Origin of the sequence: Puniceicoccus vermicola, from assembly GCF_014230055.1 — a bacterium.
GTDB lineage: Bacteria > Verrucomicrobiota > Verrucomicrobiia > Opitutales > Puniceicoccaceae > Puniceicoccus > Puniceicoccus vermicola.
Map to the genome: position 1 here is coordinate 119,419 of NZ_JACHVA010000053.1, position 26,141 is coordinate 145,559.

The window sequence follows — 26,141 nt, forward strand, 5'->3', positions numbered from 1 at the left end:
AATGGGATTGCGCGTAACACAGTATGGCGAGGGAGTTCTTCACGAAAAGGGGGAGAAAATCACCCAATTTGATGGGGAGCTGAAGGCTCTGGCGGAAGAAATGCTGGAGACGATGCACAAACACGAAGGCATCGGACTCGCGGCGCAACAAATTGGAAAAGCGATTCGTCTCTGCGTGGTTGAGCTCGGGGAAGCCGCTCATGATACGGGCGAAGCCGTTCTGGACGGGCGGAGGATCCCACCGGCGATTTTGATGCCGCTGGTTTTGGTCAATCCCCGAATCGAACTGCCAACACCGGTGGAAATGGAGGTGATGGAAGAGGGCTGTCTTTCATTTCGCCAAGTGCGGGGGAACGTGACGCGCCCGATTGTCATCGAAGTTTTTTATCAGGATCTGGAGGGAGTGGAGCACCATCTCGTTTGCGAAGGTTTGCTTTCGCGGTGCATTCAGCACGAGGTGGACCACTTAAATGGCATTCTCTTTATCGACCGGATGGAGAAAGCAGATTTTGCCCGGATAAGGAGCAAGGTGCGTAAGCTTAAACGCCTCGGCCAGGCGGACGATCCCCTGCGAGCCAATTCCTGATCAATTTTTCTCCAACCCGGAAGCCATTCTCGAGGGCGAGCGAAAATCCGGGAAAATGGGCTTCGCCCTCCTCCGCGATCAGAGTCGAAACTGCCGGTTCCCCTTGCGGTGGGCGGGTGAAATTGCTGACAGTCCGGATCAGTAGAACCTGATCGGCGTTGGCCAATCCCTGCCGATGAAGGAATCGAATGGCGAAGAGGGTCCCGCTGTCCTCCATGTTTGAGCTCTGGAATTGGCCCTGGCCGGAGGTAAATAGTTCGACCCACCGGTTTGCCCATTCATTCATGAGGTGGCCGTGCCAGAAACGAACGGCCGAGAGGGTCGCTCCTACTTGAAGGCAGGGCTCGCTGGCCGCCGCAGGATTTTCAGAATAACGCTCTCCCTCCTTGCGAGCCTCATCGCTCTGGGCGAGAGGGACGGAGGCCGCGAGTTTTTGAGCCCAATTGAGAACGTCCTTGGGCAGCGGAGTGGATTCGTAGCGGGAACCGAATACGCCCCCATCAGTGGCCGGAGGAGAGTAGGGTGCTTTGGCCCCGAGGGGTAGCAGGCCCGTAGGCCAATCCTCTGGCAATTCGCGGGCATCGATTTCCCAGGCGAGGTCTCCGTCGACACACCAGTCTGTCAGGATTGGAGAGCCGAGGGCGGAACGGGCAGGGTCACCCCCGGCGATTCCGGAGATCAGCCAGAGAGAATCGGAAAGGTCGAAGCGGGAAAACATCCCGAGGGCAGTGATGACGGAGGCGGTCTGAACCGCACCGACTCCTGCTATGATTCCCAGGATGCTCCCGTCGGAGTTGGTATAGAGGAGATTGGGAAGCGGGGAATCTGGAATCGGTTCGAGGGAAAATGCCTCCCGAAATCGGCTAAACTCTCCAGTTTGGCCATTGGTCGGTTCGAACTGGGTGACGAGAACGACCGCGGGCTTCATGCAGGCTCTTCGGTTGATTTGGGCCGAGGAGTTCGTCCAAATCCGGAAACCAACCACCACTGCAGGCCAAGGAAAGCATAGAACGTGATGGTGCCGACGATCTCATGCATGAGCAGGTAGTGATCCCCTACCTTGGGAGCGAGGCTTACGATGATGAAAATGCGAACCAGATTTCCAACGACCGCGACGAAGACCGCGGCAATGAGGAGAAGAAACGAATCGAGGAACGGAACCTTTCGGTAAAAGATAAAGGCACAGGTGAAGACCAAACAGGTCCCCAAAAGACCAAAGCCATTACACTCGGCCGCGACGTGAAACGGACGTCCGTTTACGACGAGGAGGAGCATGGGCACTCCCTCTTTAGTGATGAATCCGAGTTCCGTATCGTGCTGAAGCCAGGTGAAAATCTGGGCAGACCATCGTCCAGTGATGATCCGGAGCGGCATATCGAGGAGCGGTAGGCTGACCAGAAGCGCCCCGAAGAGGGTGAATGCGATGAAGAGGGAGTTCAGCAGACGCCGACTCGAGGCCTCGAGAAGGACGCCGCCCGCCGCCCGGGTAAAACAACAGACAGAGAGAAAGAGGAGAAAAACCTTCGCAATCGGCTGGGGCAGGAAGGTCCCCGAAATGGCGCAGACCAGACCGACGGCGGCCCAGGCATAGGTCCCCGTCGATTTTTGATCGGGTGGGGCGAAGAGAGGCCGGAAATCGAAAATCAGGTAGATACAGAGAAGACCAAGAAGGATCGCCGTATTGATGATTTGATCGGCATGCCGTAGGGCATCCGGCAGGTTTGCGTAGAACCAACCGAGGAGCCCAAACGCCAGAATGGCGAAAAGGATGAACTCGGGCCGCCTCATCCGGGCGGCTACAGCCTGACGATTCGGGTCGCTCAATCCGCGATATCGAAGTTCTCCAGGTTATTCTTCACTTCACTGAGGAAGGAAGCGGAACCGGCTCCATTGATCCAGCGGTGGTCGAAGGTGAGCACTAGGCGCACGACCTCCCGCGACTTCTGGCCTTGGCTCTCGGGGTCGAGCTCGTAGTGAGCAGACCCGACGAAGAGGGTGGCGATCGATGGGGGAACAACAATAGGGGTTGCCGACTGGACATCGTATTGACCCATGGTCGACAGCAAAATCGGGATCCGCGTCTTCGGCTGGAATCGGCCCTTACGGGTGTCATCGACCGCTTTACGGAAGAGATCGGCAAACTCGGGCCATTCGCGGCGGTTGACGTCGGGAACAATCGCGGTGCCGAGGCGGTCGTCTGGAAGAGAGACCGCGACACCCAGGTCAAAGTCGCCGATCGCCCGCGGCATCTTCCCCATCAACAGCGTGTGGGTGAAGCGGCGGTGCTTCTTCATCGCCTGAACCAGAGACCAGGCGACGATCGCGGAGGGGCTGGGGGCCTTTTGGTTCTTGGCCTTGATCCGTTCGCGCAGGAGCCGGATCGGTTCCCACTTGGCTTTGACCATAATGGTCGCCGGGACCAATCCCTGCATCTGCTGGATGATCTCGGCCGAAAGCCCAGAGGTCTTGGCAATCTCGCCGTTGGCGGCTTCGTATTGCTTAAATTTGCGGATGTTCGCCGCTTCATCGCCTTTGACCGGAGCGCTTGTTTCCTCTTCGGCGCGCGTATGTGAGGCGAAAGTGCATCGGGCAATATCATCTCCGACGCCAACGTCGTCGCCCTCCTCGAAGAGCCACTCGACGAGCGTTCCCTTTTCCGGAGCCTCAATCGGGAAGACTGCCTTATCCGTTTCGACCTCGCAAATGGATTCGTCCGGTTCGAAGGACTCTCCCTTTTTCTTAAATTGGGTCAGAAGTCGGGCTCGGGTGATCCCTTCGCCCAGCACCGGAACCTTGATCAGGTTGGCAGACGGGGGAGGGGGAGGAGCTTCCTCCTCCATAATCATTTCGGGAGCCGGAGGAGTCGGTAGAGCCGCTGCGGGTTCCGCGACCGAGGGAGATGCCTGCGTCGCGACGAGCGAGCGGATCGCTTCAAGAACCGTATCGGAATCCGGCAAAGCCGTATACTCATAGGTCGGATGGAAACCGATCGGAGTGTTCTGGCGGGAAATGATCTGGGGAGAGGCTTGGAGTCGTGGCCAGATGTCCGGCACGTCAATGACCTCGGAGACGATGGCCTGACCCACACTGCAAGGATCAGAATCTTCCTGCACGATCAGGAGACGCCCAGTCTTGCGGACAGAGTTCATCACCGTTTCGCGGTCCCAAGGGACGATCGTGCGCAGATCGATGAGCTCCACTTGGGTGTCGTCGCCGAGCTTTTCGATACTCTCCTCGATTAATTCGATGCAGTTGCCCCAGCCGACTACGGTGACCATGTGGCCAGTGCGGCGAACGCGGGCGCGTCCGATGGGGGCGGAGCGGATTTTTTCGGGAAGCTTCTGTTCATCCCACATCAAGTGCTTGGGCAGGAGAAGAAGAACCGGGTCGGTCGATTGGTTGGCGCTCCAGATGAGACCCGCAGCGTCTTCCGGAGTGCTGGGGACGGCGATCGTCAGCCCGGGAAGATTTGCGAAAAGTCCTTCACCCGACGAACTGTGCCAGATAGCACCACCAGGGAGGTAGGCTCCATAGGGGGCGTAGATGACGGCTGGGCAGTTCCATTCGCCGAAGCTTCTCCAGCGAAGGTTGGCCAGGTTGTTGGCGAGCTGATTCCAGCCAGGTCCAATAAAGTCGATGAATTGGATCTCGAAAAACGGCTTCTTTCCGTAGCAGGCGAGACCGCAAGCGAGACCGATGATCGTCGATTCCGCGATCGGAGAATTGCCCACGCGATCCGGGTCGGTTGTTGAGAGGCCGGCAGTGAGGCGGAAAACGCCTCCCTTCGGATCGGCGATGTCCTGACCGTAGAAGATCGAGTCCTCGTTGCGCTTCAGGACTTCCTTGAGTGTCGAGTTTACCGCATCCAGCATCCGTGTCCGTTCACCGAGTTGCACCGGTGGGCGCTGGGCGATTGGAGGAGCGGGATCGGTGAGGTGAAGAGAGTTTTCGGATTCCTCGGGATCATCGGCTTTGCGAGCCTCCAAGTAGACCTGCCGGGCGTTCTCTTTGGCCTCCGCCTCGATTTCGGAAATTTCTTCTTCCGTAAGAATTTTCTCGGCGAGGAGTTCTTCCCGGAGCAATTTGATCGGGTCGCGTTCCTCGGTTTTTTCGAGTTCTTTTTTGCAGCGGTAGAGACGGTGGTCATCGGCGCTGGAGTGGCTGGTGCCGCGCTCGAGATCCAGCCAGAGGAAGCTCGGTCCACCGCCGGAGCGGGCTTTGGCGACTGCCTCGGCACCCGCGTGGTAGACATCTGCGACCTTAGTGCCATCGACTTGGACCCAGCGCTCTTTGTCCATGACTCCGAGGGCCAGTGGGTTCGCGTTGCGATTGGGCGTGCTGATGGCGATGCCATTGTCTTCGACGACGAAGACTACGGGAAGTTGCTTCTCGATCGCGACGCAGGCGGCTTCGAAAAAGTCACCTTGGCGTGAGGCGCCCTCACCGGTCGAGGCGACGACGACGTTGTTTTTGCCGTCGAGCTTAATGCCCCAGGCGATCCCGCAGGCAGGCAGGAGATGGGAGCCTACCGGTGATGGATGCGACCAGATGTTGTTCTTCCGGGAGCTAAAGTGCCCGGGAAGCTGACGCCCGCCACTGGAGGAAGAGCGTTTGCCGAAAAAGGTGAGCGCGATGTCGTGGGTCGTCATCCCGCGAGCGAGGACGAGAGCACGGTCGCGATAATAGGGGGCGACGAAGTCGTCTTTCTCGAGGTGAGAAGCGATGGCCGAGACGGCTTCGTGTCCGATTCCGCCGACGTGAAACCATCCGTGCCCTTGCCGTAGAAGACTCTGTTCGCGATGGTCCCCCATCCGGCTCTCGATCATGAGCCGGAAAAAACGCAATTTGGTGTCGCGATCTAAGTCGCGGTGGCTGGTTGGGTTTGGCGATGCCATGAAGTTCGGGATCATCGTAGCTGCGTCGACTGAACTCAAGCGGTTTTCTGCTCCTGCAGACTAGAATATAAAGAGCTACTTTTTGTTATCAGACATCGTCAAGTCGAGCCCGGAAATCTTCGATGAACTCTTGACGTGCCTCTTCGTCGGCGAGGGGTTCGGCCCAGGAGAGAGAGCGTTGATAGGAAATGAGATCCTGGAAGAAGCGGTAGAGGTCGATCGAAGCCGTGAGTTTCTGGACCAGCGCATTATTCTGGGCGTCGAGGAGATCGACGATGGAAACGCTGCCCTGCTCGTATTTTTCCTGAACGATTTCGAGATTGGCGTCGGCCCGCTCGGAAGCGATGCGGGAGAGCCGGATGGATTGCCAGGAGCTGGCCATGGCCGCGAGGGAATTGCTCACATTGACCGATACGGCTTGGCGTGTCTGTGCGTCCTGCCATTGGATCGAGCGGAGACCGGCCCGGGCTTGGCGAATATTGCCAAATCGGGCCCCGCCTTCGAAAAGAGGGAGAGAGGCCGAGATAAGAAAAGTCCAAGTATCGTCCTCCTCGGGGGTGCTGATCGAAGACGGATATTCCGAATCGAGGATATGGCTATATTGAAAAGAGGCTTCTACATCAGGAACGAAGAAACTGCGGCGGTTCTCATCGAGCTGGAGCTGCTGGGCCGCTGCAGAATAGCCGAGGGAGGCGACCTCCGGTGAGCGGGAGAGTGCGTAGGCGATACTCGCCATGCGAAAGCGATCCGACGATTTTTGGGAACTGGCCAACGGAATGAGAGTCGAAAGGCTCGTATTGAAGACGGCCGATTCGAGGGTGATGTCCTCCAAGTTCCAGGATCGGTCGGGGGATTCGCCGAGAACTTGGTTCAGGTCGTTCATCGCACTGTGGAGGCGATTCCTTTGCGACCAGAGTTCGCTCTCCTGCTGGGCCTCTTCGGACTCGAAGCGGAGGATTTCTTCCGGGCCCGAGGTTCCGACGGAGCGACGGATGCGCGCGATCTCAAGATTTTCCCGAGTGATCCGCAAATTGTCCTCGGCAATCTCCAGGTTGGAAAGGATGGAGAGGACCTTGATGTAGGCGAGCCCCGCTTGGGAGGCGATGTCCAGGGCCACGGATTTGTCCGACTCTTGGGCCGCTTCGAACTGACGCCGGGAGGAGCGAACCGCGGTCACCTGCGTGTCGTTGTAAATCATCTGGCTGGCGTTGAGGCTCAGGGCCGTTTGCTTTTCCGGGCTGAAACCAGCCTCAACCGCATACTGATCCTCATTCACCTGCTGGTAGTTCACGCCCACCGAAACCTGAGGCAGGACAGGACCACGGGCCTGCTCGACCGAAGCCCGGGCCGAAGCGACATTCTCCTGACTGATCTTCCGATCGAAATTATTCGCAAGCGCCAGCTTCATCGCCTGAGCGATATCGAGCTTGGGCGCCGACTCCGACTGCGTATTCACCAACGTGGACAGCATCTCCGGGTTGACCGGAGGCGGAGGAGCCTCGACGGCGGATTGAGGTACGACCGGCACAGACACCGCTTGGAGCGCAAGAGTGCCCATGAACAGGGAGAGGAGGATCGTGCGCAAAGATTGCATCGGAAAAGCGGAGAGTTAGTTCCGGTTGGCGCTTAGGTCAAGAAGTGAGGCACTCCTGGGCGGTAAATTCGTAAACTTGCTTGCGGGAAAGCACCTCAGAACTTGCGGCCATTCCGGCGGGCTGTCATGGATGAGGCGTGAAGGTTTTCCAGTTTTCAGTGGTCGTGGTGCGGTTGGCCGGGCTCATTCTCTTTCTCAGTGGACTGCTGCGATTGCTCACGGCGATCGCAGCGTCGTGGGGCAAGGTGGGTTTGGTTTATTGGCAAACGTTTCTCCTCACCGTGGTTTTGCCACCGGTGATTCTGGCCCTCGCCGGGTTGATTGTATTGCTTCTTGCCCGCCCGATTGGACGCTTTTTGGCCCGGGGACTCGAGAGTGCGGAGACCGATTGAGATTTTCCGGGTTTCGGCGGTCCTCCTTTCTCTCCTCTGTGCGGGCTGTGGTCTGCGTCAGGAGGAAGCGGTTCGGCCGGAGAATCCGAATGAGGTTCTTCTCGCGGAGTTGGCCGAATCCCTGAACCCGGAGATCGAGGGCTTACAGCCATTTTTTGCCTGTTGGGAAGAAGGGGATGTCGCCGAGGCCCAGGAAGCCGTTCTTACTTATTTTCGGAATCGTGAGATTCCGGAAGCCGCCTTGCCGGAGCCTTTGCCTACGGAACAGGCTTTGCTGGTATCGGGGCTGGATGCCTGGCGGGGCAGCTTTACTTTTCAGGGGGTGAAGGGGCAGGCGGCCGAGCCGGATGGACCCATTGATTGGGAATATCAGGGCCCTCAGGGCAGCAATGAATGGGCTTGGTTTCTGAACCGGCACGCATTCTTTCGTGAGATGCTTCTCCTTTACGAGGTGCAGGGTCACGAAGAGTTCGTGAACCGTTTGGGAGACTATTTGGTCGATTGGTTCTGGAAATATCCCCCGCCGGATCGCCGTAGTTTTTCCGCATCGTGGCGGGCACTGGAGGCAGCGCGGCGCTATGTGGATTCCTGGCTTCCCGTTTACGCCAAATTGCGGGGAAACCCTGCTTTCGGGGATGAGGCGGAGCTCGCAGTAATCGCCGGTGCCGCCCGTCACGCGAATTATTTGCGGGACCATCACCATTTCGGGGGGAACCATTTGGTCACGGAGATGATGGCCCTCGCCGCGATATCTGTGGTTTGGCCCGAGTTTCGCGAGGCTCCGGGCTGGTTGGATTACGCCGAAGAGCGGTCGCTCGAAGAGATGGAGCGTCAGGTCTATCCAGATGGGGCTCATAAGGAGTTGGCCAACCACTATCAATGGATTGCGGGTTCATCCTTTCAGCGGCTCTATGGTATCCTAGTCGGAGCCGACGCGGGCGATGCTGCGGATCGAATCTTTCCCTGGATGGAGTTGATTTGGGATTACTACGCCTGGGTTACCCGTCCGGATGGTACAGGGCCTTTGAACAATGATTCGGACCTCGAGCCCAACGCTGAGCAGCTTCTGCCCTTGGCTGATTTTTATTTTCGGCCCGACTGGCGCTATATTGCCACCGGCGGAGAGGAGGGAGAGCGTCCTGCTGGTTTACCCTCGCGGGTTTTTCCGTGGGCGGGTCAGGTCATCCTCCGAACGGATTGGGGTCCGCTGGGAGATTGGGTTTTCTTTGATGCGGGGCCTTTCGGCACCGATCACCAGCAAGAGGATCGGCTTCACGTGTCCGCTAGTCTTATGGGCAAAAATTTGCTCGTTGATTCCGGGCGCTACGTTTATCGAGACGACGAGTGGGCTGAATATTTCCGGGGACCCCGAGCTCACAATGTTCCTACCTTCGACACTTATCAGCGGATCTCCCCGGATCCGGAAACCTTTGAGCCGCAGAAAAACCTAGCCGATTTCTCCGGAGAACTCTTGGTCGCCTCGGCCAAGATGCCTTTACGGGAGGGAGAATCGGGACCTTGGTCGGGAACCCATTCGCGGAAAGTCGCCTTGGGGCCGGGATTCCTCTGGATCGTCGACTACTTGGATTTTGCGGTGCCGGATCAAGCCAACTTTCGTTGGCATTTTCACCCGGATCTAAAATTGGAAAAATCGCCGGAAGGCTGGGTCGCCAGCGATTCCGAAGGTCCGGTGGCCCAATGGTCTGTGGCATCCAACCTCACCCTGACCGGGAAAGAAGTTCGGGGCCAATCCAAGGGTGAGATCGAGGGCTGGTATTCACCGGAGTACAATGAGCGTTTGCCCAACTCGGTTTTGATCTTCCGCACCCCCGCCGCCACCTCCGGAGTCTTCGCATGGCTCCTGGTCGCAGAGGATGCAGATATCGATCAGGCCTTCCTTTCTGTCACCGATCAAGGTTCTCGTCTTGAGATTCTTAGCGAAGGGAAACTCCATGAGTATTCCTTGGAGGTGGACTGATTGGATTGGTGTGAAAGGTAAGGCTCTGAAGCATAGGGCCTTATGGGATTAAAGATCTCTGTTCTAAAATGATTGACATCGTAGATATAGCGTTAAGGTATTTTTTGTGATGATTCTCGTTCCGCTTTCGGTTCGTTCTTCTTGACTTTTAGGTGGAGCCGTTCGGACTGGGTTTGACGAGGGGAATGAGGTGAAGAAGCAAATGGATAAGCATCTTTTGATCGATGGCTATAACATGATTCATGGCATTCCTACTTTGAGCCGGGTACTGGAAGAGAGTCCGGATGCTGCTTGTGACAGTCTGGTCCAGATGGCCCGGACGATTCATGATGAGGATGGGCTTCGAGTGACAGTGGTTTTTGACGGACGGGAGAAACGGATCCAAGTGGAAAATCCCTGCAATCGCCCGACGTTTTCCGTCATTTACGCTCCCCGGCAGCTTTCTGCGGATGGAGTGATAGAGCAGCTTTTGGCGAAGACCAGGGTCCCGGAATCGGTGACGGTGGCTTCGCGGGATAATATGATTCGGGAGGCGGCGGCAGCCCGGGGTTCGTTCTCGATTGATGGGCGGGGGTTCGAGGATTGGGTTGGGAGGTGTGAACGTCGGACCTCTTCGCGATTGGGAGCGGGCAAGACGCCAAAATGGAAATCCTCCCTCGGCGATCAGTGGAAGATGCCAAGGGTGCCGGAGGAGTCTTCTTGACGGTATGAATTCGGGAAATCGAGTCGAGGAGCTGACGGGGCTCTATGGTCCAGTTTTTTTCGCGGAAAAGCAGGTCCAACGGATTTGGGCGACTCGCTCCTTTCGCCAGGAGGGTCTGGTGACCCGTTCGGGTAAGGTTTTGGAAGTTTTGGATCCGGGACGTTGGAACTTTCAGGAAGGTCCCGATTTTCGGGACGCGATTCTCGTCCTGGATGGGCGTCGTTGTCATGGAGATGTAGAGATCCACCTTCATGAGCGGGATTGGCTCCGGCACAAACACGGGATAGATCCGAATTTTGATGAGGTGGTTCTCCATGTGGTGCTCTTTCCCGATCGGCGTGACGATCTCGACCAAGGCGAGGCGGGATCAACCTTCGAGACGCTGGAATGGCTCAAGTATCTGGATCGTGATTTGGAGACCTATTTTGACGATCAGGGAGTCGATCAGTTGTTGGATGAAGGGTTGCCTGATTCGCTGACCTTTCTCCTCGATCTTCCGCCGGAAGCCCGGGAGAGCGTCTTGGTCCGAGCCGCCCGCGAGAGGTGGGATCGTAAAGTGGGCGTGATGCAAAAACGGGTGGAAGTGGCCGGACGGGTGGCGACTTTTCATCAGATATTTTTGGAAACCCTCGGGCTGAAGCGGAATCGTGCGACCATGAGCCGCTTGGCGATTGCTTATCCATTCGAGCAGTGGCAGCAAGCCCCGATGGAGACGGCGGCGGAGGCTTTTGCATCCTTCCAGGACGATTGGCATTTGGCGGGATGCCGGCCTGCGAACCACCCGCGTCGTCGTTTGGAGAGTTATGGGCAATGGATTGCCGGTGGTCAGTTGAACGGCCCGGAACGTTTGATTGAGCGACCTTGGCGTCGTTCGGCGGAGGGAGGAAGTCTCGAGATGACGAGCCTCCGGGTGGCCCGCCGGAGAAAGGAGTGGGAGCTTTCGAAGCAGGAAGAGGAGTGGCGAGCGATTTTTGCTCCCGGCGTGGTCGGGAGCCGTTTCCACACTTGGATCGGAGATGGTTTATTGCCGTTTTTGGCGGCGGAGCTTCCGGATTACAATGGGTTTCCCGGCTGGTTCGTCTGGCCGGTAGGGGATGTGCCGGATCGAATGAAGCGAACGCTGAAGGTGTTGGAGGTGACGGGGCCTGGGCGTCCGTTGTGCAACGGATGGACGCAAGGGATCATTCGCCTTCTCGAACCGGATTACGATCCGTCGTCGGCACTCGGCGGTGCGTAGGGCTGGATGTTGCCCGCGAAGATCTCCTGATAGATTTTGTTCGTCGGTTTGGGTAACCGAGAGAGGGTGTAGTTCGCGTTTTTGACAGCTCCTGGGCCATAGCGGTAGGAAGCTGCGAGGAGGGGGTAGTTGAAATGGCGGGCGTCGACCAATGCTTCGCGGCAATGCGCTAAGTAGAGCATGGCCGTATTGAGATTGGTCCGCCAGTTCCAGGCTCGTTTGTACGAGATATCGGTGACCGTCGTCCAGGCATCCTCGCTCATTTGAGTGATTCCGCGGGCGACTCCACTGTCGGCGTAGGCATTGAAGGAACTCTCGGCGAAGGCGATGGAATAGACGAATCCGGGGTCGAGTTGATGTTCCGGGGCTCGCTTGAGGATGTAGGCCCAAACGTCTTCGGCGGGAATGATCTTCTTCTCCGGACGGGAGCAGCTGCTCAGAACGAGGGCCGTCCCGATCAAAAGAACGGGAAGGAAATTTCGGGCGGATCGATTGAGCATGGTAAAGTGGCAGCAGGGGTGAGGAGCGCACCTGCGCGGTGCAAAGTCCCGGGGTGGTTCTTTGCGCCGCGCAGTTTAAGTAGAGGCTTCGCCGATTTCGAGGATGCCGGGGAGGTTGAAAGAGGGAAGGCTGTCAGGCTGAAAGGCGTCGGGGAGGAAGATCATCCCGCCCGAATCCTGAGGTGAAAGCGTGCCGTCGATAGTGATGTTTGTCTTTTCGACGAAGACTCGAGCGCGAGCTCCAGCGCGCCACGAATCGGCATCCATCTCAAAGAGGCGGTTCCGATTGATCGATACCTGGATGATGATCGGACCATCACCCCGCCGGCGCGCTTCGATACGGAAGAGTGTGGTCTCGTCGGGAAGGAGGCCTTCAAGGAGAGCCCTATTCTCGCGGGTAAGAACGTTGGGGAAGACAGTTGCCCCGGAAAAAGCGAGCTCGGTTAGAGTCTGACCGGCGAAATCCTGCTCTCGCTCGGAGGCAGTGATGAGGCGGATTCCTTGGTAGAACTGCCAGTTCTTATCGAGAACGAAGCTTCCCTCGAATTCGATCTGACCAAAAGGTTGCAGCAGGGACCGAAAGGGTTGCTCGTCGAAAAAGGAGAAAAAGTAGGGGTTGGATCGGCGATCGTAGGAGCCCTCAAAGGAACCGCCGTTTTCGAGGGAATCCCAACCGAGACGGAGGAATCCTTGCACCGTAAGGCCTCCCCCGGTCACGCGGGCGGTGGAGTCAATGGCTCCGGATCGATTGCGGACAGCGGTCAGATCGGTCTCAAGGGCCGAGGGGAAGATCGAAAGATTCAGTGAGGCGCCGGAGAGGTCGGCTTTCTCGATTGGGAGCCGGGCCGGATCCAGAAGATCTTTCCAACGGGAAAAATCGATATGCTGAAAACGTTCGGGGGCTTCGCTGAAATCGATCCGAGCCTTTTTGAGGCGGACGAGGTTGATGGATCCCTCGAGGATGAGATCCAGCCAGCGGTTTTCCGCCGTGATCGAGTCGGCGAGAATCGTGAGAGATTGGTTCGTCCAGCGGATCGGGCGGACGCTGAGTGAATCACCATCGAGATTCCACGTCGCCTCAGGGGGCGCTCCCTGCGAGATGATTCGCCAAGGAAGAGAACCGCGCCAGAGAGCAAAACCGATCAGGCCGAGTACCAGGGCGGTGAGGATGACCAGGAGGAGACCCTTCGACTTTTTCGATTTTTGACCGGCAGCCATGAATCTTGTTGAGCGTGGGGATTCTGGACGAGAGGTCGATCAAGAAGCGATCCGCGGTCGGTTCATGGCTCAAGCCTCGACGGCTTCCGCGGCAATGGGCAGGTTGCGAAGTTCGGCGAGGATCTCCGGAACGGGCCGGGCGAGCAGCTCGCAGGAGGCCGGCCCGATCGCGGGCGTTTCCGGCAGCGTGGCCATCGACTCCCGAAGGACCGGATTGCGGTTGGCCGAGACTTCGTCGAATCGTTTGACCGGGGTGAAGTGCGGGCCGTCTCGGACGATCTCGGGATGAGAGATCACCAGCTCGCCGATCGCTTTGGCCGTCTCGGCGAGACGGTCCAATTCGGCCTGAGTGTAGCTCTCGGTCGGCTCAAACATGAGGCCGAGTGCTTCCGGGAAGGCAACCGTGGGAGCGTGGTAGCCAAAATCGAGAAACATTTTCCCAAACGAGGGGATCGCCTGCGGGCGGGAAACGCCGACCTTTTCGAGGGCTTCAAATTGTTCCTCGGTCAGGGAGAGGATAAACTCGTGCATCCGGGGAGCCGCATCGGTTCCTGTCGGCAGAAGCGGGAACTGGTCGTCGAGAGACTTCTGCAGGTAACGGGCGGCGAGGACAGCGGTTCCGCTCATCCGGGGGATGCCTTCCTTGCCGAGGCGGAGGAGGTAGGTGTAGCAGCGAACCTTGTGGGCGAAGTTACCCCAATGCCGGTGGAAAGTGCCGATCGAAGAGGGCGGTGTGATAGTGGTGAAATGGTCGCCGTTGCGGATGATTTGCTTCCCGGGAAGGAAGTCGGTCAAGCGTTCGCTGACGGCCACGATTCCGTCTCCAGGGCCTCCGCCGCCATGGGGGATGGTCCAGGTTTTGTGAAGGTTGCTGTGGACGGCGTCGACGCCCATGGCCCCGAGGTCGATCCAGCCCGCGATGGCGTTCAGGTTGGCACCGTCGAGATAGACGAGGCCGCCCGCCTTGTGGACCTTCTCGGCGATTTCGGCAAAGGCAGTTTCGAAAATGCCGCCCGTATTCGGGTTCGTGATCATGATCCCGGCGATGCGGGGACCGAACTCCTCGATCTTGGCGTCGAGATCTTCGGGGTCGATGCACCCGGTGGAATCGGCTTTGAGAAGGGCAATCCCCCGTCCTGCGGGGAATCCGGCCATGGCCGCCGTGGCGAAATTGGTGCCGTGAGCCGAGCGGGGGATGAGCATGACGTTGCGGTGCTCGTCGCCGCGGGCACGGTGGTAGGCCTGGAACATTTTCAGTCCGACCAGTTCTCCTTGGGCTCCGGCGACGGGTTGAGTCGTCACTCCGGCGAGGCCAGTCATGTTCTTAAACCACTCTTGGGTTTCGAAGAGAATTTCGAGAGATCCCTGTATGCAACTCTCCGGCGCCGCAGGATGAATCCGGGTGAAGCCTTCGAGGCCGGCGGCCCACTCGTTGAGGTACGGGTTGTACTTCATCGTGCAGGAGCCGAGCGGGTAGGGCGCTTCTTCCGGTGCGGCGTTTAAAGCGTCGAGTTTCCGGTAGTATGCGTATAGCTCCTCTTCCGAGAATCGGGGAATCTCCGGCCCTTCGCTGCGGAGGGCGGAAGCGGGGGGTTCGGCGACAGACGCGGCGTCCGAAGCCGAACCTTCCTTTGCGCAGGCTTGGAGGACCGAGATCAAGGTTTCCAGATCTTCGGAAGTGGTGCGATCGGTAAAAGTGAGCTTGAGAAAGGAGGTTTGGGAACTGGGGATCCGCGCGCTGACGTCCGTTCCGACAAGGATTCCGGCTTCCAAACCCTTTTCGAGAGCGTCGCGAACCGGGAAATCGGTGGCGAGGGTGATCTCGGTAAAGACGGGGCTCTCGGGGAAAGCACAGCGGACTCCGGGGATTTCCGGGAGTTTTCCGAGAAACGCCTGCAGGCTGCTGCGAGCCGAGGCAATCGCTTCCCTCAGCCCTTCGCTGCCGCGGCGGAGGAGAGCTGCACCAACGAGGGTGGCCAGGAAGGCCTGATTGGAGCAGATGTTCGAGGTAGCCTTCTCCTTGCGGATGTGTTGCTCGCGGGTTGAGAGGACCATGACCTTGCCGCTTTGACCCGACCGATCGGAAGCTCCTCCGACGAAACGTCCCGGGGCGTTGCGAATGTCATTGCGGTGCTTGCTGTCGAAGCGGATGGCAAAGAGACCGAGGCCGGGACCTCCGAAATTGGGTTCGAGAGCGAGGTGTTGGCCTTCTCCGATGGCGATATCCGCTCCCGCTTCTCCGAAATGGATTGGGGCTTGGAGGCCGCCGGGTCCGAGGAGAAAGGGATCGATGACGGCGATGCTGCGAACGCCGATCTCGCGGCAGAGGTCGGTGAGGGCATCGACTTCTTCCAGAACGCCAAAGGTATTGATCTGGGGAAAGGCAAAGGCGGAGATCTCGTCGGCCTGCTCGGCTAGAATCGTGCGGACGGTCTCCGGATTCATCCGACCGGTCTTTGGGTCACATTCGATGCGAAGGACATCAAATGCAGTATCGGCGAGATGGGTGTCGAGCACGTCGAGGTCCGAGGGCTCGAGCGAACCCGCGACGGCGATCAGGGAAGATTTCTTTTTGAGGCGAAGGGAGCAGAAGGAGGCTTCGACCAAGGCGGTGGAGCGATCATAGAGTGAAGAGTTGACCGCCTCGTATCCGGTGATCTCCGAAAGCAGACATTGGTAGATCCAATGGGCAGTCAAAGTGCCCTGACTCCGCTCCGGCTGGTAGGGAGTGTAGCTGGTGGCGAGCCGGCGAAGTGCTGAAACGCGGGCGACGATCTCCGGCTGGGTCCAATCGGGGAGTCCGTCGGAAGCAAAACTGGGCAAGGGACGGTTCGCATTTGCCAACCGAGAGACATGGGCGCGGGTCTCGGATTCATTCAGCTCTTCGGGGACCGGGAGCTCCGACTGAAACTGGATCGCCTGGGGAATGTGTTGGTAGAGATCGGACAATGTTTTCACCCCGACCTTGGCGAGCATCGTGGACTCTTCCTCCGGGCTGAGCGGAATGTAGTGGCGGGCGGTTTCGCGAAAATTTTCGGTAAGAAGCGGAGGGAGCGTCTGATCTTCAGGCATGCAGCTACGCTAGGAGGACTCCCGTCGTGTGCAAGTCCTTGAAATAGGTGAAATGAAGAAACCTGCACGTTCTTGACCGGAAGGCTTTGTCTCATCACTCTTTTCCTCCGTGCTTCTCGTCCTCGATAACTACGATTCCTTCACCTATAACCTAGTTCAGTATTTCGGCGAACTGGGAGCGCCGCCGCGTGTCTATCGCAACGACCAGCTCACGGCGGACGAGGCGGAGGCGCTCAATCCGACCGCTATCGTGATCTCCCCCGGACCCTGCTCGCCCAATGAAGCGGGTCAGAGTCTGGCCTTTATCGAGCGTTTTGCCGGGAAGGTTCCGCTCCTCGGGGTTTGTTTGGGGCATCAGTGCATCGGCCAGTATTTCGGTGGCAAAGTTGTGCGGGCCGATCGGCTCATGCACGGAAAAACCTCTCCGATCCAACACACCGAGCAGAGTGTGTTCGCGGGATTACCCAATCCGTTTGAAGCGACGCGCTATCATTCTCTGATCGTCGATCGCCCGTCGCTGCCTGATTGTCTCGAGATCACCGCGGATACGGCAGAGGGCGAGATCATGGGCCTGCGACACCGGGAGCTTGCGGTGCATGGGGTTCAGTTTCACCCCGAATCGCTGGCGACTTTTCAGGGAAAGAAGATCCTCGCCAATTTCCTCCGTATGGCCGGGCTCATCCCCGAGTCTCAGACGGTGGCCTAATGCGCTCTGATTAGAGCTAACCTCGGGGGCGGACGGCATCTTTGGGGGGCTTTCCCGATCTCGAACCTCGGATCGAGAAGAGTTTTTTCACCATGCGGGGCGTTGGTTTAAATGAAACTTGTTTCTATAACGAATTGGTAGCCATCGGATTATAGGTGAGTTGGGTTGTTTGTGGACCTCTGGAATCGTCGGCGCGGATGGCTGACCTCTTTCGGGTTGCGTTTTAAACCATTCTAAATTTCATATCTTAGTGAAGAATAACAAGATCGATTAATGAGATGTCCCAAATGCAGTTCGACCGAAACCAAGGTCATTGATTCTCGCGTTGGAAAATCCGAGACCTCCATCCGGCGTCGGCGTGAATGCCTGTCGTGCGAGTATCGGTTTACGACGATTGAGGAAGTGCTTCGGGAGAATCTCCGAGTCATCAAGATGGACCAGAGTCGGGAAGATTTTGATCGATCGAAGATGCTCAAGGGCATTCGCAAAGCGATCGAAGGCCGCCCGGTTGAGATGGAGCGGATCGACATGATGATCGCGGACATCGTCGATTGTCTGCAGAAAGAATTTTTCGACGAGATTCCGAGTCGCGCCATCGGGGAAGAAATCATGAATCGTTTGAAGCAGATCGATCAGATCGCCTACGTGCGGTTTGCCATCGCCTATAAAGACATTCGTGATATCGCCGAGCTGGAGCAGGAGATTTCGGTCCTGAACCAATGAGTCGTGGGAAAAACACAGATCGCGTCGATCTTCGACGTCTGAGCGAGATCAGGGCCGGGCACGGAGCTCTGCGGATTTTGTTTCCCGAGTCGGACTTCCAAGGAGTGGAGTTCGAGAAGATGCTGGATTTTGCGCAACGAGATCAGACTCCTGATATCGTCCCGGCTGCGAGCGTTGTTCGCCGATTGGTTCGCTGGTATGAGGATGGCAATCCGGGGGTTGCTTGCCGCGTTCTGGACGCGGGGGCGATCACAGGAGGTATGCTTTGGCTACAAGCTGCGGTGAACCGGGTGATCCGCGATTTTCGCCGTGGACGACCCGCAGTGCTTCTCGTTACCGGGCTTTGTGAAGCGGTTTGCAGCCCCGGACGCCGATGGAGCCGCCGAGCAGAGCGCGAGCGTCAGGAAAACCTGCAAATCCTTGAAGAACAAGTCCATCAATGGGCGAAGGCGACAGGGACCCCCATCTCCTTGTTTGTCGCGTAAGACTGAAATGTTGCTCGGTGCCACTTGCGTGGGAGTCACGGGTCGAATAAGATTCCATTTATGAGCGAAAGAACCCTGTTTCAAAAAATCATGGATGGGGATATCCCCGGCGATTACGTCCACCAGGATGACCAATGTATCGTCATTCGGGATATCGATCCGCAGGCTCCGGTTCACTTACTGGTGATTCCACGGGATCCCATTCCGCGGATTGCCGAAGCTGAAGAAGAGGATGAGGGCGTGCTGGGTCATCTCTTGCTCGTTGCCGCCGAGATGGCGCAAAAGATGGAATTGGAGGGTGGATTCCGCATCGTCATCAACAATGGTAAGGATGGCGGGGAGAGTGTTCCTCATCTTCACGTCCATGTGCTGGGTGGGCGCGCCTTGGCGTGGCCTCCAGGTTGATCGCTTTTTCCCTGCAACCCCTCGAAGGGAGCCCTTCCTTCAAGGAGAACAGTCGAGTACGGCTGCAGATTTAGCGGGTTTCAAAACGCCCATCCCCTCGCTTGCGAACGAACCGCCGAAGTTCCAGCAGTAGAAGGGTGGAGTTGACGGTTGAGGAAGGCAGGGAGGTAGCGTTGGCAATCTGGTCAGGGTGGAGAATCTCCCCTCCTTGGAGCGTTTCCATAATGGTCGTCTCGTCCGGGGTCAGGTCGGAAAGGTCCGCGGAAGACGTTTCCGACCGTTGGGGCTGAGCATCGCCCAGAGGAAGCTCGCCGACGCGCAATTCTTCAAGAATCTCGTCTGCAGAAGTGACGAGGGTGGCGCCGTCTCGGATCAGTTGGTGGCATCCCGCACTTGTAGACTGGTCAATCCGGCCCGGAATGGCCATCACCTGGCGTCCCTGTTCTCCGGCGAATCGAGCGGTAATCAGGCTCCCACCGGAAATATCCGTTTCGACAACCAAGATAGCCTGACACATCCCGGCGACGATACGGTTGCGCATCGGAAACGTCTGCCGATTTGCGCGATATCCAAAGGGAAATTCGCTGAGAATGGTGCCTTCAGCCCGAATCTGTTGAAAAAGCTCCAAATTCTCGGGCGGATAGACGATATCTGCTCCATTGCCGAGAACTGCGATCGTGCGACCCCCTACTTCGAGGGCACCCTCGTGTGCTGCGGCGTCAATCCCGCGAGCGAGCCCGCTCACGATACAGATGCCTCGCCGCGCCAGGCCGGCAGCAATCTCCTTGGCCGTCCTGAGCCCATATAGGGTGGTCCGCCGTGACCCGATAATCGCAACCGAAGGATCCCGGAAGCACATCTCACCCAAGGAGTAGAGTCCGATCGGGGGATCGTAGATTTCAAGGAGAGGTGCGGGATAGTCCGGATCCGTTTGCCGGATGAAGCGGGCATTGTGCTTGGCGATCGATCTCTTCTCCCGCTCCAGATCGAAATGCTCGTCCCAAGCTCGGATCGCGCGCGCGATCTTGGGGCCGACTCCCTCGACACCTGTAAGCTCTCTTTCAGAGGCCGAGAGGATCGTAGATGGATCCGGGCCAAAGTGGTCAAATAGTCGGCGAAGGGTAACGGGCCCGAGGTGAGGAATTCCATTTAGGATGATCCAAGCATCCTCCTCCGAAGATGAATGCTTCTGTTTGGATTCCATGTCCCAAGAGAAAAAGAGGAGACCCATTGCGGCAATTCTGAAATTGGAGCTCGGTCGAAATAGTGGATTTCTGTTCCGTTTTTAGGGTTTAAGATAACAGAGGTAAATTGGTTGACATGGTTTGGGATGGCTTCCCGAAGTCCGTGAAGTGGGGGCTTTCGGCGGGAATCCATCTCTGTGGATGTCAAAGAGGCATCCAGAGCTGGCCACCGCTCGGAGCTGGCTACCGCTTTAGGTTGGGGAATGCCAAAGAAAAGGCGGCACCCGATGGGGTGCCGCCTGAAAAGAATACGACTCTGGTTTTTGAAACGAGACTTAGTAGTCGTCGTCCATGTCGCCAGCGGGAGCGTTAGCAATCTCTTTCGCTGGGCTGTCGGCAATCAGGCACTCCGTAGTCAGGAGGAGACCGGCGACCGAGGCGGCGTTTTGGATAGCGGTGCGAGTGACTTTGGTCGGGTCGACGACTCCGGCGGCGACGAGGTCTTCGTATTTGCCGGTGGCTACGTTGAAACCTTGGTTTCCTTTGGCCTGTAGAACTTCCTGGACTTGAATGGCTCCGTCGAGCCCTGCATTTGCACAGAGGCAACGCAGAGGTGATTCGATGGCGCGACGCACGATCCTTGCTCCAGTGGCTTCATCTTCCGAGAGTCCTTTCGCCAAGCTTTCGATGGCTTTTGCGGTGCGCAAGAGTGCGACTCCGCCTCCGGGGACGATCCCTTCTTCGACGGCGGCCCGGGTGGCGTGGAGGGCGTCATCGACGCGATCTTTCCGTTCCTTCATTTCGGCTTCGGTGGCGGCTCCTACGTTGACCACCGCAACGCCTCCGGCCAGCTTGGCCAGGCGTTCCTGAAGCTTTTCGCGATCATAGTCCGAGGAGGTTTCCTCGATCTGACGACGGATGACTTTGACCCGGCTTTGGATGTCGGAGCTTTTTCCCGCCCCTTCAATAATGGTGGTATGCTCTTTGGTCACGGTGACTCGTTTGGCCTTGCCGAGGTCAGAGAGCTTCGTGTTTTCGAGCTTAATGCCGAGGTCTTCGGTGACAAACCGTCCACCGGTGAGAACGGCGATGTCCTCCATCATGGCTTTGCGACGATCTCCGAAACCGGGCGCTTTGACTGCACAGACGTTAAGGGTGCCACGGAGTCGGTTGACGACGAGAGTGGTGAGAGCTTCCCCGTCGATGTCTTCGGCGATGATCAGGAGAGGTTTGCCGGATTTGGCGACTTTCTGAAGAATCGGAAGGATGTCCTTCATGCTCGAAATTTTCTTTTCGAAGAGGAGGATGAACGGATCTTCGAGGATCGATTCCATGGATTCATGGTCGGTCGCGAAGTAGGGACTGAGGTAGCCTTTGTCGAACTGCATCCCTTCGACGATGTCGAGGGTGGTTTCGATAGACTTGGCTTCCTCGACGGTAATGGTCCCGTCTTTGCCAACCTTGTCCATCGCTTCCGCGATGATGTCGCCGATGGTGGAGTCCCAGTTGGCGGAGACGGTTGCGACTTGGCGAATCTGTTCCCGGGTATCGATCTTCTTGGAAATCTTGTGAAGCTCGGAAACGGCTGCGGAGACTGCTTTGTCAATTCCGCGCTTCACATAGACGGGGTTTGCCCCGGATGCGACAGAACGGAGTCCTTCGCGATAGATGGACTCGGCGAGGACTGTGGCGGTTGTGGTTCCGTCTCCGGCATTGTCTGCGGTTTTGGATGCCACTTCACGTACCATTTGGGCGCCCATGTTTTCGAAGGGGTCCTTCAGCTCGATTTCTTTGGCAACCGAAACTCCGTCCTTGGTGACCTTGGGCGATCCGAATTTTTTGTCGATGAGGACGTTGCGGCCCTTCGGACCGAGAGTGACGCTGACTGCACGAGCCAGAGTTTGTACGCCGGAGAGGATTTTACGACGGCCGGCTTCGTCGAAGAGAATTTGTTTTTTAGCCATGTTGGTATGGATTCTGGATTAAAGGTGAAGGGGGAGTCTCAAAGGATGATTCCGAGAATGTCGTCTTCCGAAACGAGAATGAATTTCTCTTCGGCGAGTTTCACTTCGGTCCCGCCGTAGGTGCTCAGGAGAACTCGGTCTCCGGCCTTTACTTCAAAAGCGATTCGTTCGCCTTTGTCGTTGGTCTTACCGGTTCCGAGGGCGATGACTTCAGCTTCCTGGGGTTTTTCGCGCGCGGAATCCGGAATGTAGATCCCCCCGCGGACAGATTCGGTTTCTTCGATTCGTCGAAGAAGGACTCGGTCTCCGAGAGGGCGGATGGTGGCGGTTTTCTTGGATTTTGTAGCGGTGCTCATGATTTTCTTTCTGATTTGATTGGTTTTGGATCCCCTGTGGAGGGACGGTTTCAATGCGGATGCGGGTGTCGCGGGAGGCATTGAAGAAACAGGACCAAAACAACCAGATAAAATCGCACCCCCGCGAATAGTGATTTCTATCAGCACTCCGTGTGCCGAGGGATGGGGCTATTATTGTAAGTTGTTGGTGGTTAGTTGAATATAGTGGTAGGGGGCGGGTGGAGCAGGATGTGAAGACGATCTGGAGCACACGCGATAGAGACAAATGTCCCGTATTGGTGTCTCATTTTCCTTGGTGGGATGTCTCACATGTCGCGGATTCTGGCTGAAACGGAGAAGGGGAATTCTTTCTCGCAGATGGCATCGGTTATGCTAATCTCTATTCATAGGTGGTCTACTGATGAACCTTTCAGATACAGGACGCAGGTTTCACCTCCCTCGGGGGGATCTAGACTTTTTGATTCATAACTTGGCCCACGGAGAGAATGAAGCGGTAGCTCTTCTCGCTCTCTTAACCGATCCGGAGACGGTTGACCGGCTGTTGGATGGTCCTTCAATCCTCAATGTTGTTCTCAATGGACGGGGAACTTTGGGCATTTCGGAGTTTCTCTACTTTTATCTTCTGGTGCGCCGGGTGTTTCGGGATCGGGGATTGGAAGATCCGGATCTGGCCGACTATGTTGCCGGGGCCCTCACGGACTTCTCGCTAAGTCAGCGGTTGAAGAAAGGCGGTCGGACGGCTCTGCCTTTTGTGATTGATCTGGCAGAGGACCTGAGTCGGGCCACCAGCCCTTACGAGCGTTTCTTCCTCTCGGTCCAGATCGGAAATTTTCTCCTGGTGGCGACGGGCATCTTTTACGCTCATCTGGAGGAGCGTTCGAAGCGAAGGGGAGCCCCGGGGTTGGGGTATTACGAAGACTTTGGCGCCGGGATCTTTCGAGAAGCGGGAAACCACCCACTGGCGCGGGAGTTTCTCCTCGAAGACCGTTTTCGCCAGCTCAGCGACGCCTTTTCATCGAGCCGACGGGCGCTTAATCGGATGTCCGATCAGTTCCTGATCTGGAACTGATATTCGAGTAGGGCGGGCATCCGCAACGCGGAGTCCTTAGCTTGGAAAGAAGGGTGTCTTTAATTCGCTGATTTTGGTTTCTTGGGTGACGACCATATTGTCAGGATCGGCGCAATCTGCGCGGAGCCCGGCAAATCCTTCGCTATGCTCATCGAAGAGGCTCCAGACTAGTCGATCATCCGTCTCTGGAATTGGAAGCGAACGAATTTCTTCACGGGTGAAAAAGCCGAAGCGTCCTTCTTCCATATCGGGAGGTAGAGTTTGAAGTTTGCGGCGACAGTGAAAGAGAAACATCAGCCAGTGGCGCTCCCCTTCGTAGTTCTTCTCCGATACGTATCCAAATAGATGAAGATCCTCATCGGAAATGGTCAGTCCGGCCTCTTCCTGAGTCTCTCTCCGTGCGCATTCGAAGGGAGATTCTCCGATCATCATGTCGAGTTTGCCTCCAATGGGGCTCCATTTGCCTTGGTTAGGGGCTCGGTTCCGATGGAGGAGGAGAAAGCGATCTTCCTCGTCTCGGAGGAAAACCAGGGTGCTGATTCGAAAAGGTAGGTCCTTCAATGGGTTCATCGCTTCTACTTTGCGTATCTGCTCTCAGGGGCGCACGGAAAAAGATATAGATAGTAAAAAAAGGGAGTAAAATTATCGGAACATCACATATCTGCGGAAAAAGACTTGCCCCATCGCCAGGGTTTGTGCGTTATCAGCGCCGATGGCTTCTGCATTGAAATCCCCTTTGCTACTGCTTCTGACATTCATTTCTTCGATTTCGGCTCTCGCTCAAAATGCGCCGGAAATCGAAGTGTCGAATGTTAGATTCGATCGTGGTCCCGACGACTGGATGATGGCAACTGTCCAGATCTCGCCTGAACGCAATCCTTTGCCGGATGCGCGGGATGAGGACTACATGGATGATGTCCTCCTCACTTTGACTCTTTGCTATAAGGTGAAGAATCCAGCCGAGGGGCAGTCTCCGCTCTCTTTTTACCGGTCAACGGTGCGTATGGTCTCGATCGAGCAATCGAAGCGTTACTCTCTTTATTTCTTCCTCCCCGGTGTGATTCGGGATCGGGATGAGTTGGACGTGGAGCCTTTTGCCTGGATGGTTGAGATGGAAGTATCTGGCACAAAAGTCGGAATGTCTCTTGATCAGGCTGGCGGAGAGGTCCAGAAGGATAAGGAAGGCTATGATAACTTCCTGTCGCAGGCGAGTTCAGGTGTCCAAGAAAACGAAGGGCTCCTAGTCCCGGTTTACTTGGCCCCGAATCATATCGTCGATAGCTCTCGGCTTCGATACACAGAAGTTCCTGCTTTTTACCGCTTCGAGCCTGAAAATTAGTTCAGGCAAGATTCGAAGCTTGATTGTCCCTATTCGCGTTACTTATATAGCGTTTCTATTGTATGAGCTCCACTAAAATTTCTATCCTCAACTGCGGCGCAAGTCAGTTTGCGTTCGGGGTGTTCTCAGTCGAGGGATCGGAACCGACGATGGAGCGTCTGGTTACCCGCAGTCTCAATTACGACTTTTCTGAAGAAGAACAATGGCTTAGCGCGACCCTCTCTGGTTTGCGTGAATCCGTCAGTGCCGATAAGATTTCTGGCGAGGTTCAGGTCGTTCTTCCCGGATTCCTGCTTCTGACGAAAACTTTGCGAATTGCCCATGTCGAAGGAGGCAAGCAGGCGCAGATGATCGCCTACGAAGCGCAGCAAAATATTCCCTATCAGCTTTCGGATTTAAATTGGAGCTATCAGGTTCTTTCCGATGATGGAATCGAGACGGAAGTGCTCTTTATCGGAATTCGCTCATCCATCTGCCGGCGGTTCTGCGACGAGATTTCGAAACTTGGTTTTCAGACCGTTTCCGTCAATGCCTCGACGATTCTCGATTACAACGCATTCCAACTGACGGATCCTTCCGGTGATTCGGAAGCGCTTGTCGTGAATATTGGAGCGCGGGCGTCCAATCTGACCTTTATTCAAGAGTCCGGGTTTTTTGTCCGGAACATTAATCTCGGCGGAAATGCCCTGACTCAAAGTCTCGCCGACGCCTTAGGCAAAAGTTTTGCGGATGCGGAACGCATCAAGGTGAATTATTTCACCTCTGAGCGGGCCGACCACTCTTCTACTGAGATTATCGACAAAGCGACCAACAGTTTCATGCGGCGCCTGTCTCAGGAAATCACGCGGTCGATCGTTAATTTCCGCCAGCAGAAGAAAGGGGCCGCTCCCAAGCGCATCCTCTTGACGGGACGGAGCGCACTGATTCCTGGCCTGACCGATTTCCTGAGCGAATCTCAGAGGGTAGAGGTTTCATTTTTCCAACCCGGCAAATTCATCCAGCTCGGTTCGAATGCGAATGTCGCACCGGACTCGATGGAAATCTTCCAAGCCTCCGAATTGATCGGGGAAGCGGCCAAGTCGCTCGTGCCGAATGGCGTCGGTGTTGATTTGTTGCCGGAAGAACTCCGCAAGGAGATGAGCTTCAAGCGGAAGCGACCTTGGATTTTGGCTGCAGCCGTGGTCTTGGCGGCCGCTCCGGTTCCGTTTTTCCTTCAAACTCGGGAAACTGTAGAGCAATACGAGACGGCTGAGCAGGAGATCCAGCAAGAGCTCCCTGGGCGTCAGTCTGAGTATCAGCAAATCGAAAATCTAATCGAGAAAATCGAGGCTGCTGAAATTCAGGTGCATCGGTTTGACGACCTCGTGAATGCCAAGTCGAATTGGATCCAATTTTTCTCAGGACTCCAGGGTGCCTTATTTAGCATTGGTGACGTTTGGCTCGACGATCTGAAGGTGGACCGCATGGAAGTCGGCGGTCAGGTTCGGTATCAGCTGAATGTCGACGGGCGTCTTCTCGTCCGCCAAAAAGATTCGGATGCTGTGGTGGCAATGGCCGAGATCGATGAAGAGCTTCTGTCAAACCGGATTCGGACACTTTCAGAAGTCTTCACTTCATCCCGATTTATTTCCGAACGCATTTCCATGCGTATCGATTTTCAGGCGATTCAGGGAGGAGAGCCTTTGCTCCCCTTTGAATTTGTATTTTCTATCGACCCCAAACGGCCTCTCTAACC

The 26,141-nt window shown here is 56.6% G+C and carries 23 protein-coding genes; 12 read left to right on the forward strand and 11 right to left on the reverse strand.

All coding sequences use genetic code 11. From position 1 onward, the window contains the following. Window position 1 precedes the first annotated feature (1 nt). Entirely contained in the window at window positions 2-586 is a 585-nt protein-coding gene (gene def, locus H5P30_RS06615; protein WP_185692158.1) for a peptide deformylase, read from the forward strand. Here def and H5P30_RS06620 read toward each other — a convergent pair. The 4 genes from H5P30_RS06620 to H5P30_RS06635 form a co-directional block, all read right to left on the reverse strand. After that, complete coding sequence (locus H5P30_RS06620; RefSeq protein ID WP_185692159.1) at window positions 540-1,514, reverse strand: purine-nucleoside phosphorylase; 975 nt, start codon at window positions 1,512-1,514, stop codon at window positions 540-542. The genes def and H5P30_RS06620 overlap by 47 nt on opposite strands. Further along, the gene (locus tag H5P30_RS06625; protein ID WP_185692160.1) at window positions 1,511-2,410 is read right to left on the reverse strand and encodes an archaeosortase/exosortase family protein; all 900 of its coding nucleotides are present in this window, start codon (window positions 2,408-2,410) and stop codon (window positions 1,511-1,513) included. The genes H5P30_RS06620 and H5P30_RS06625 overlap by 4 nt, the downstream gene beginning before the upstream one ends. Beyond that, window positions 2,407-5,481 (reverse strand): thiamine pyrophosphate-dependent enzyme, encoded by a 3,075-nt coding sequence (locus H5P30_RS06630; protein WP_185692161.1) that lies wholly within the window; start codon window positions 5,479-5,481, stop codon window positions 2,407-2,409. The genes H5P30_RS06625 and H5P30_RS06630 overlap by 4 nt, the downstream gene beginning before the upstream one ends. A gap of 88 nt (window positions 5,482-5,569) precedes the next feature. Then, window positions 5,570-7,075 (reverse strand): TolC family protein, encoded by a 1,506-nt coding sequence (locus tag H5P30_RS06635; protein ID WP_185692162.1) that lies wholly within the window; start codon window positions 7,073-7,075, stop codon window positions 5,570-5,572. Window positions 7,076-7,212: 137 nt separating this feature from the next. On the opposite strand from H5P30_RS06635, the gene H5P30_RS06640 reads away from it, so the two are divergent. The 4 genes from H5P30_RS06640 (at window position 7,213) to H5P30_RS06655 (ending at window position 11,385) form a co-directional block, all read left to right on the forward strand. Then, window positions 7,213-7,467 (forward strand): hypothetical protein, encoded by a 255-nt coding sequence (locus tag H5P30_RS06640; RefSeq protein ID WP_185692163.1) that lies wholly within the window; start codon window positions 7,213-7,215, stop codon window positions 7,465-7,467. Next, complete coding sequence (locus tag H5P30_RS06645; RefSeq protein ID WP_185692164.1) at window positions 7,451-9,445, forward strand: heparinase II/III family protein; 1,995 nt, start codon at window positions 7,451-7,453, stop codon at window positions 9,443-9,445. The genes H5P30_RS06640 and H5P30_RS06645 overlap by 17 nt, the downstream gene beginning before the upstream one ends. 202 nt (window positions 9,446-9,647) lie before the next feature. Beyond that, on the forward strand, window positions 9,648-10,148 hold the full coding sequence (locus H5P30_RS06650) for an NYN domain-containing protein (RefSeq protein WP_185692165.1): 501 nt from the start codon (window positions 9,648-9,650) through the stop codon (window positions 10,146-10,148). 4 nt (window positions 10,149-10,152) lie between these two features. Further along, entirely contained in the window at window positions 10,153-11,385 is a 1,233-nt protein-coding gene (locus H5P30_RS06655) for a DUF2851 family protein (RefSeq protein ID WP_185692166.1), read from the forward strand. On the opposite strand, the gene H5P30_RS06660 is transcribed toward H5P30_RS06655, so the two are convergent. The 3 genes from H5P30_RS06660 to gcvPB form a co-directional block, all read right to left on the reverse strand. After that, window positions 11,352-11,885 (reverse strand): lytic transglycosylase domain-containing protein, encoded by a 534-nt coding sequence (locus tag H5P30_RS06660; RefSeq protein ID WP_185692167.1) that lies wholly within the window; start codon window positions 11,883-11,885, stop codon window positions 11,352-11,354. The genes H5P30_RS06655 and H5P30_RS06660 overlap by 34 nt on opposite strands. A 75-nt stretch (window positions 11,886-11,960) precedes the next feature. After that, a complete protein-coding gene (locus H5P30_RS06665; RefSeq protein WP_185692168.1) occupies window positions 11,961-13,103 on the reverse strand; it encodes a hypothetical protein in 1,143 nt (380 codons plus the stop codon). 69 nt (window positions 13,104-13,172) lie between these two features. Then, entirely contained in the window at window positions 13,173-16,175 is a 3,003-nt protein-coding gene (gene gcvPB, locus H5P30_RS06670; protein ID WP_185692169.1) for an aminomethyl-transferring glycine dehydrogenase subunit GcvPB, read from the reverse strand. A 109-nt stretch (window positions 16,176-16,284) separates the two neighbouring features. Between gcvPB and H5P30_RS06675 the strand changes: the two genes are divergently transcribed. The 4 genes from H5P30_RS06675 to H5P30_RS06690 all read left to right on the forward strand — a co-directional run bounded on the left by H5P30_RS06675 (window position 16,285) and on the right by H5P30_RS06690 (window position 18,494). Next, window positions 16,285-16,881, forward strand: a complete 597-nt coding sequence (locus tag H5P30_RS06675; RefSeq protein ID WP_185692170.1) for a glutamine amidotransferase-related protein — start codon at window positions 16,285-16,287, stop codon at window positions 16,879-16,881. 273 nt (window positions 16,882-17,154) lie between these two features. Continuing rightward, on the forward strand, window positions 17,155-17,604 hold the full coding sequence (nrdR, locus tag H5P30_RS06680) for a transcriptional regulator NrdR (protein ID WP_185692171.1): 450 nt from the start codon (window positions 17,155-17,157) through the stop codon (window positions 17,602-17,604). Continuing rightward, complete coding sequence (locus tag H5P30_RS06685; RefSeq protein ID WP_185692172.1) at window positions 17,601-18,089, forward strand: hypothetical protein; 489 nt, start codon at window positions 17,601-17,603, stop codon at window positions 18,087-18,089. Before nrdR ends, H5P30_RS06685 begins: the two co-directional genes overlap by 4 nt. A gap of 60 nt (window positions 18,090-18,149) precedes the next feature. Then, window positions 18,150-18,494 carry a histidine triad nucleotide-binding protein gene (locus H5P30_RS06690; RefSeq protein ID WP_185692173.1) on the forward strand — a complete coding sequence of 115 codons (345 nt, stop codon included), beginning with the start codon at window positions 18,150-18,152 and terminating at the stop codon, window positions 18,492-18,494. Window positions 18,495-18,564: 70 nt separating this feature from the next. On the opposite strand, the gene dprA is transcribed toward H5P30_RS06690, so the two are convergent. The 3 genes from dprA to H5P30_RS06705 all read right to left on the reverse strand — a co-directional run bounded on the left by dprA (window position 18,565) and on the right by H5P30_RS06705 (window position 21,998). Beyond that, entirely contained in the window at window positions 18,565-19,725 is a 1,161-nt protein-coding gene (dprA, locus tag H5P30_RS06695; protein WP_246459446.1) for a DNA-processing protein DprA, read from the reverse strand. A 288-nt stretch (window positions 19,726-20,013) separates the two neighbouring features. Next, a complete protein-coding gene (gene groL, locus H5P30_RS06700) occupies window positions 20,014-21,642 on the reverse strand; it encodes a chaperonin GroEL (RefSeq protein ID WP_185692174.1) in 1,629 nt (542 codons plus the stop codon). A 38-nt stretch (window positions 21,643-21,680) separates the two neighbouring features. Beyond that, entirely contained in the window at window positions 21,681-21,998 is a 318-nt protein-coding gene (locus tag H5P30_RS06705; RefSeq protein ID WP_185692175.1) for a co-chaperone GroES, read from the reverse strand. Between the two features lie 457 nt (window positions 21,999-22,455). Between H5P30_RS06705 and H5P30_RS06710 the strand changes: the two genes are divergently transcribed. Then, complete coding sequence (locus tag H5P30_RS06710) at window positions 22,456-23,067, forward strand: hypothetical protein (RefSeq protein ID WP_185692176.1); 612 nt, start codon at window positions 22,456-22,458, stop codon at window positions 23,065-23,067. A 36-nt stretch (window positions 23,068-23,103) separates the two neighbouring features. Here H5P30_RS06710 and H5P30_RS06715 read toward each other — a convergent pair whose 3' ends face one another. Continuing rightward, window positions 23,104-23,637 carry an NUDIX hydrolase gene (locus H5P30_RS06715; protein WP_185692177.1) on the reverse strand — a complete coding sequence of 178 codons (534 nt, stop codon included), beginning with the start codon at window positions 23,635-23,637 and terminating at the stop codon, window positions 23,104-23,106. Between the two features lie 232 nt (window positions 23,638-23,869). Between H5P30_RS06715 and H5P30_RS06720 the strand changes: the two genes are divergently transcribed. Both H5P30_RS06720 and pilM read left to right on the forward strand, forming a co-directional pair. Further along, on the forward strand, window positions 23,870-24,406 hold the full coding sequence (locus H5P30_RS06720; protein WP_185692178.1) for a hypothetical protein: 537 nt from the start codon (window positions 23,870-23,872) through the stop codon (window positions 24,404-24,406). Between the two features lie 62 nt (window positions 24,407-24,468). Further along, window positions 24,469-26,139, forward strand: a complete 1,671-nt coding sequence (gene pilM, locus H5P30_RS06725; RefSeq protein WP_185692179.1) for a pilus assembly protein PilM — start codon at window positions 24,469-24,471, stop codon at window positions 26,137-26,139. Window positions 26,140-26,141: the final 2 nt, after the last annotated feature.

What these genes read in the sequence shown, in the direction of transcription:
- def (WP_185692158.1), top strand. Translation starts at nt 2, where the DNA reads ATGGGATTGCGCGTAACACAGTATGGCGAGGGAGTTCTTCACGAAAAG.
- H5P30_RS06620 (WP_185692159.1), bottom strand. Translation starts at nt 1,514, where the DNA reads ATGAAGCCCGCGGTCGTTCTCGTCACCCAGTTCGAACCGACCAATGGC.
- H5P30_RS06630 (WP_185692161.1), bottom strand. Translation starts at nt 5,481, where the DNA reads ATGGCATCGCCAAACCCAACCAGCCACCGCGACTTAGATCGCGACACC.
- H5P30_RS06635 (WP_185692162.1), bottom strand. Translation starts at nt 7,075, where the DNA reads ATGCAATCTTTGCGCACGATCCTCCTCTCCCTGTTCATGGGCACTCTT.
- H5P30_RS06650 (WP_185692165.1), top strand. Translation starts at nt 9,648, where the DNA reads ATGGATAAGCATCTTTTGATCGATGGCTATAACATGATTCATGGCATT.
- H5P30_RS06655 (WP_185692166.1), top strand. Translation starts at nt 10,153, where the DNA reads ATGAATTCGGGAAATCGAGTCGAGGAGCTGACGGGGCTCTATGGTCCA.
- H5P30_RS06660 (WP_185692167.1), bottom strand. Translation starts at nt 11,885, where the DNA reads ATGCTCAATCGATCCGCCCGAAATTTCCTTCCCGTTCTTTTGATCGGG.
- H5P30_RS06665 (WP_185692168.1), bottom strand. Translation starts at nt 13,103, where the DNA reads ATGGCTGCCGGTCAAAAATCGAAAAAGTCGAAGGGTCTCCTCCTGGTC.
- gcvPB (WP_185692169.1), bottom strand. Translation starts at nt 16,175, where the DNA reads ATGCCTGAAGATCAGACGCTCCCTCCGCTTCTTACCGAAAATTTTCGC.
- nrdR (WP_185692171.1), top strand. Translation starts at nt 17,155, where the DNA reads ATGAGATGTCCCAAATGCAGTTCGACCGAAACCAAGGTCATTGATTCT.
- H5P30_RS06685 (WP_185692172.1), top strand. Translation starts at nt 17,601, where the DNA reads ATGAGTCGTGGGAAAAACACAGATCGCGTCGATCTTCGACGTCTGAGC.
- H5P30_RS06690 (WP_185692173.1), top strand. Translation starts at nt 18,150, where the DNA reads ATGAGCGAAAGAACCCTGTTTCAAAAAATCATGGATGGGGATATCCCC.
- dprA (WP_246459446.1), bottom strand. Translation starts at nt 19,725, where the DNA reads ATGGGTCTCCTCTTTTTCTCTTGGGACATGGAATCCAAACAGAAGCAT.
- groL (WP_185692174.1), bottom strand. Translation starts at nt 21,642, where the DNA reads ATGGCTAAAAAACAAATTCTCTTCGACGAAGCCGGCCGTCGTAAAATC.
- H5P30_RS06705 (WP_185692175.1), bottom strand. Translation starts at nt 21,998, where the DNA reads ATGAGCACCGCTACAAAATCCAAGAAAACCGCCACCATCCGCCCTCTC.
- H5P30_RS06715 (WP_185692177.1), bottom strand. Translation starts at nt 23,637, where the DNA reads ATGAACCCATTGAAGGACCTACCTTTTCGAATCAGCACCCTGGTTTTC.
- pilM (WP_185692179.1), top strand. Translation starts at nt 24,469, where the DNA reads ATGAGCTCCACTAAAATTTCTATCCTCAACTGCGGCGCAAGTCAGTTT.